The sequence below is a fragment of the Rhizobium sp. FG113 genome (genome assembly GCF_057809895.1).
Window position 1 is genome coordinate 1 of sequence record NZ_JBMDKV010000051.1, and the last position, 3,434, is coordinate 3,434.

Annotated in this window: 4 protein-coding genes; all 4 read left to right on the top strand. The window is 60.2% G+C overall.

All coding sequences use genetic code 11. The features are described from left to right. The first annotated feature begins 207 nt into the window (after window positions 1–207). The 4 genes from ACODTZ_RS36015 to ACODTZ_RS36030 are packed head-to-tail and all read left to right on the top strand — an operon-like array spanning window position 208 to window position 3,348. On the top strand, window positions 208–957 hold the full coding sequence (locus tag ACODTZ_RS36015) for a hypothetical protein (RefSeq protein WP_489032091.1): 750 nt from the start codon (window positions 208–210) through the stop codon (window positions 955–957). Next, window positions 948–1,412: a tyrosine-type recombinase/integrase gene (locus tag ACODTZ_RS36020; RefSeq protein WP_489032097.1), complete on the top strand. Its 465-nt coding sequence runs from the start codon at window positions 948–950 to the stop codon at window positions 1,410–1,412. The genes ACODTZ_RS36015 and ACODTZ_RS36020 overlap by 10 nt, the downstream gene beginning before the upstream one ends. Continuing rightward, window positions 1,406–2,326, top strand: a complete 921-nt coding sequence (locus ACODTZ_RS36025) for a tyrosine-type recombinase/integrase (RefSeq protein ID WP_489032093.1) — start codon at window positions 1,406–1,408, stop codon at window positions 2,324–2,326. The genes ACODTZ_RS36020 and ACODTZ_RS36025 overlap by 7 nt, the downstream gene beginning before the upstream one ends. Further along, window positions 2,323–3,348, top strand: coding sequence for a tyrosine-type recombinase/integrase (locus ACODTZ_RS36030; RefSeq protein WP_489032095.1), 1,026 nt, complete (start codon window positions 2,323–2,325; stop codon window positions 3,346–3,348). Before ACODTZ_RS36025 ends, ACODTZ_RS36030 begins: the two co-directional genes overlap by 4 nt. Window positions 3,349–3,434 lie beyond the last annotated feature (86 nt).

Sequence of the window (3,434 nt, forward strand, 5' to 3'; positions counted from 1 at the left end):
TGACATGAATGACCGGCACCCCCATCAGCACGTTCAGCGCAACCGGTACTGCACCGATCCCACTGGCATGGCCGCCGTGCTCCGAACCGATGACATCACCCAAGCCCAATCTTCTGCTCAACAAGACAGTTTGAGAGAGGCGAAACCTCCGGTTTGCTCGAACCGCCGGACTTCCCCGGTGTGAACTGCAAATCGAAGGAAAGCAGCGTGGCAAAACGAAGATACAGGCATCGTCGAAGCGTCGATGCACGGATCAATTGGTTACAACCTCATGTCGATGGCTTCAAAAGCTGGCTCACCGAGCGGTATTATTCTGCCCCGACGATAACGGAGGTCGTGCGTTTGCTTGCATTATGGGCCGATTGGGCGCGTGCGGCCGGCTTCGGGATCGAGACCCTGGTCACAGGCTTTGCTGCATCAGCGGTTATATTCCGCGGCGGCAAGACGGCTCGCGCGCCGCAGGGTGCAGCTAAGCTGTTCATTGCCTGTCTGCGTGAGAGAAACATCCTGGCGCCGGAACAGCGCCCGTCGCTGGAGGATCTCTGGCCGACATTGGCTGCCTTCCGCTCCTGGATGCGCGAGCAACGCGGCATCAAGGATTCGACGCTCGATACCTATCAGGGGGTCTTGATCCATTTGCTGGCGTCGCTCGGTGCAGATCCCATAGCATATACCGCGGTTGCGATCCGTAGCTTCGTGCTCGATCGAGCAAAGCCGCACGGACGTGCAAGGGCACAGGGCATCACTGTGGCGACACGCGCGTATCTCAAATATCTCGTGGCGATCGGGGAATGCCCGGTGGGCCGTGAATATGCGGTTCCAGGATTCGCGAATTGGCAGTTAGCGGCAATACCGCGCTTTCTCGGGCAAGCCGATATCGACCTTTTGTCGTCTGTGACGGCGAAGAGCGTCTGCGTGACCGGGCCATCATACTTTTGCTTGCCCGTTTGGGCCTGAGAGCGAGTGAAGTCGCCAACCTAACCTTCAGCGACATCGATTGGGTGAACAGCCGGATAAAGCTTGTTGGCAAGGTGCGGCGCGAAGAGCACCTGCCGCTAACCCAGGACATCGGCGACGCTATCCTCGCCTATATCGAGCGAGCACGACCGCGCCTTGGGACGGCGCGGGTCTTCCTGACAGATATCGCACCGATCAGGCCAATCGGCCGCATCGCCGTAAAATGCATCGTGAAACGCGCCCTCGACAGGGCGGAGATCAAGAGTGTCCATCGCGGCGCCCATCTGCTCCGGCACTCCGCAGCAACTGCCATGCTGCGAAGCGGCGCAAGCCTTTCTGGCGTCGGCGCGGTTCTGCGGCATCGCTCGCCGTCGGTCACAGCGCTCTATGCCAAAGTAGATATGGGCCTCCTATCGGAGATTGCTCAACCTTGGGGAGGGAGACTGCCATGCTGAGCGATGACATCGACCGCTACATCACTCTGCGTCGCTCGCTGGGCTACAAGCTGGTCAGGGCCGAGCGGCACCTTCGTGCCTTTGCGAGCTTTGCCACCGACCGGGGTGAGACCCACATTCGCACCATATCAGCTGTGTCATGGCTGGACACGGTCGTTAGTACGCCGGGTGCTCGTGCGCGACGCCTGACGAACGTGATCCTGTTGGCGCGCTTCCTGTTTGCCGAAGATCCTCGGCACGAAATCCCACGCGCGGACGTCAAGCGGAGCTCGCAGAAGCGACCCATTCCCTACATCTATACGCCGGACGAGATCGGCCGCATTCTAAATGCAGCCGGCGCTCTCCGGTATCAGAAGCCCAATCCCCTGAGACGCCAGCTCTACGTCATGCTGTTCGGGTTGATTGCTGCCACCGGACTGCGCATCTCCGAGGCCCTTGCCCTCAGACTTGACGACATCCAGGCCGGCGGCGTCTTGCACATCCGCGAAACGAAGTTCCGCAAGAGCCGGCTCGTTCCGCTGCACGCGACTGTCATCGAGGCGCTTGAGGGCTATCTTGAGGCTCGGCGCCAACGGGCCGGTGAGAGTGACTGGCTGTTCCCATCCGTCGAGCACCGAGAGATCTACCCGACAACGGTCAACTACACATTCCGCTGCATCCTGCGACGAGCGGGGATCGCGCCGGAGCGACGTCCGCAGCCCCGTATCCATGATCTTCGCCATACCTTCGCAACCCGAGTTTTGCAGCAGTGCGGCGCCGGTCGCGGTGAGGTCGCTCGGCACTTCGTCGCCCTCTCGACCTATTTGGGCCATGTCAACATCCGAGGCACCTACTGGTACCTTGAGGCAACGCCCGAATTGATGACTGATATCGCCGCGGCCGCGGAAATGCTTATGGAAGAGAGCGCCGCATGACAAAGCTCGCCCCTCATATCACAAGCTTCCTGCGTGACTACATGCCCCGACAGCGGGGCTATAGTCCCCAGAGCTGCGAAACATATGCATTCAGCTACAGGCTGCTGTTTGACTTCGCAGCCACGCGGCTCCGCGTCCGCCCGTCCATGCTGATGATCGAAGATCTCGATGCGCCGATGATCCTGGCCTTCCTCGCTCATATTGAACAGGAGCGCGGGAACGGTGCGTCGACGCGCAATGTGCGGCTCGCCGCCATCAAGGCGTTCATGCGCTATATCGAGCACAAGGTACCTTCCGTCTTGGAGCAGGTGGGCCGGGTCCATGCAATCCCGAACAAGCGCCATGATCAGAAGCTCATCCGCCACCTGACAATGGACGAGGTCCGCGCGATCCTCAATGCTCCTGATCTCGCGTCGCGATCAGGCATACGCGACCGGGCGATGATGCATCTGTGCTTCGCCGGGGGCTTGCGGGTCTCTGAACTGGTTGGTGTGCTCACGGAAAATCTCGCGCTCCAGCACGGAGCCAGCATTACTGTTCAGGGCAAGGGCCGCAAGCAACGTTGCCTGCCGCTTTGGAAGGAAACCGCAAGGGACCTCCGCGCCTGGCTGAGTGTTAGGGGCTCAGTTCGCGTACCGGAACTCTTCGTCAATGCCCAAGGCGAACCGATGACCCGAGCCGGCTTCGAGTATGTGCTCGACAAGCACGTAGGCAAGGCCGCCAAGACCTGCCCGACGCTGCGCAATCGGAGCATCTCGCCGCATCAGCTTCGGCATAGTTGCGCGGTCGTCATGCTGCAGGCGACTCATGACATACGGAAGGTGGCATTGTGGCTCGGGCATGCTGATATCCGCACGACGGAAGTCTATCTCCGCATGGATCCTTCCGAAAAGTTGGAAGCAGTCGAGGCGGTCGTGCCACCTGACCTGAGGCGGGGTCGGTTCAAAGCGCCGGATGAGCTGATCTCGTCCTTGCTTTCCGACTTGGAAGCACCGGCCCGATCAAGAGAGGCACCGACTTAAGCCGGTACAAACGCACCCGACATAATCTGTAGGCGTCACGACACGAAAGTGGCGAATCTGTCCGACTTTTAAGAACGTATCCGGAA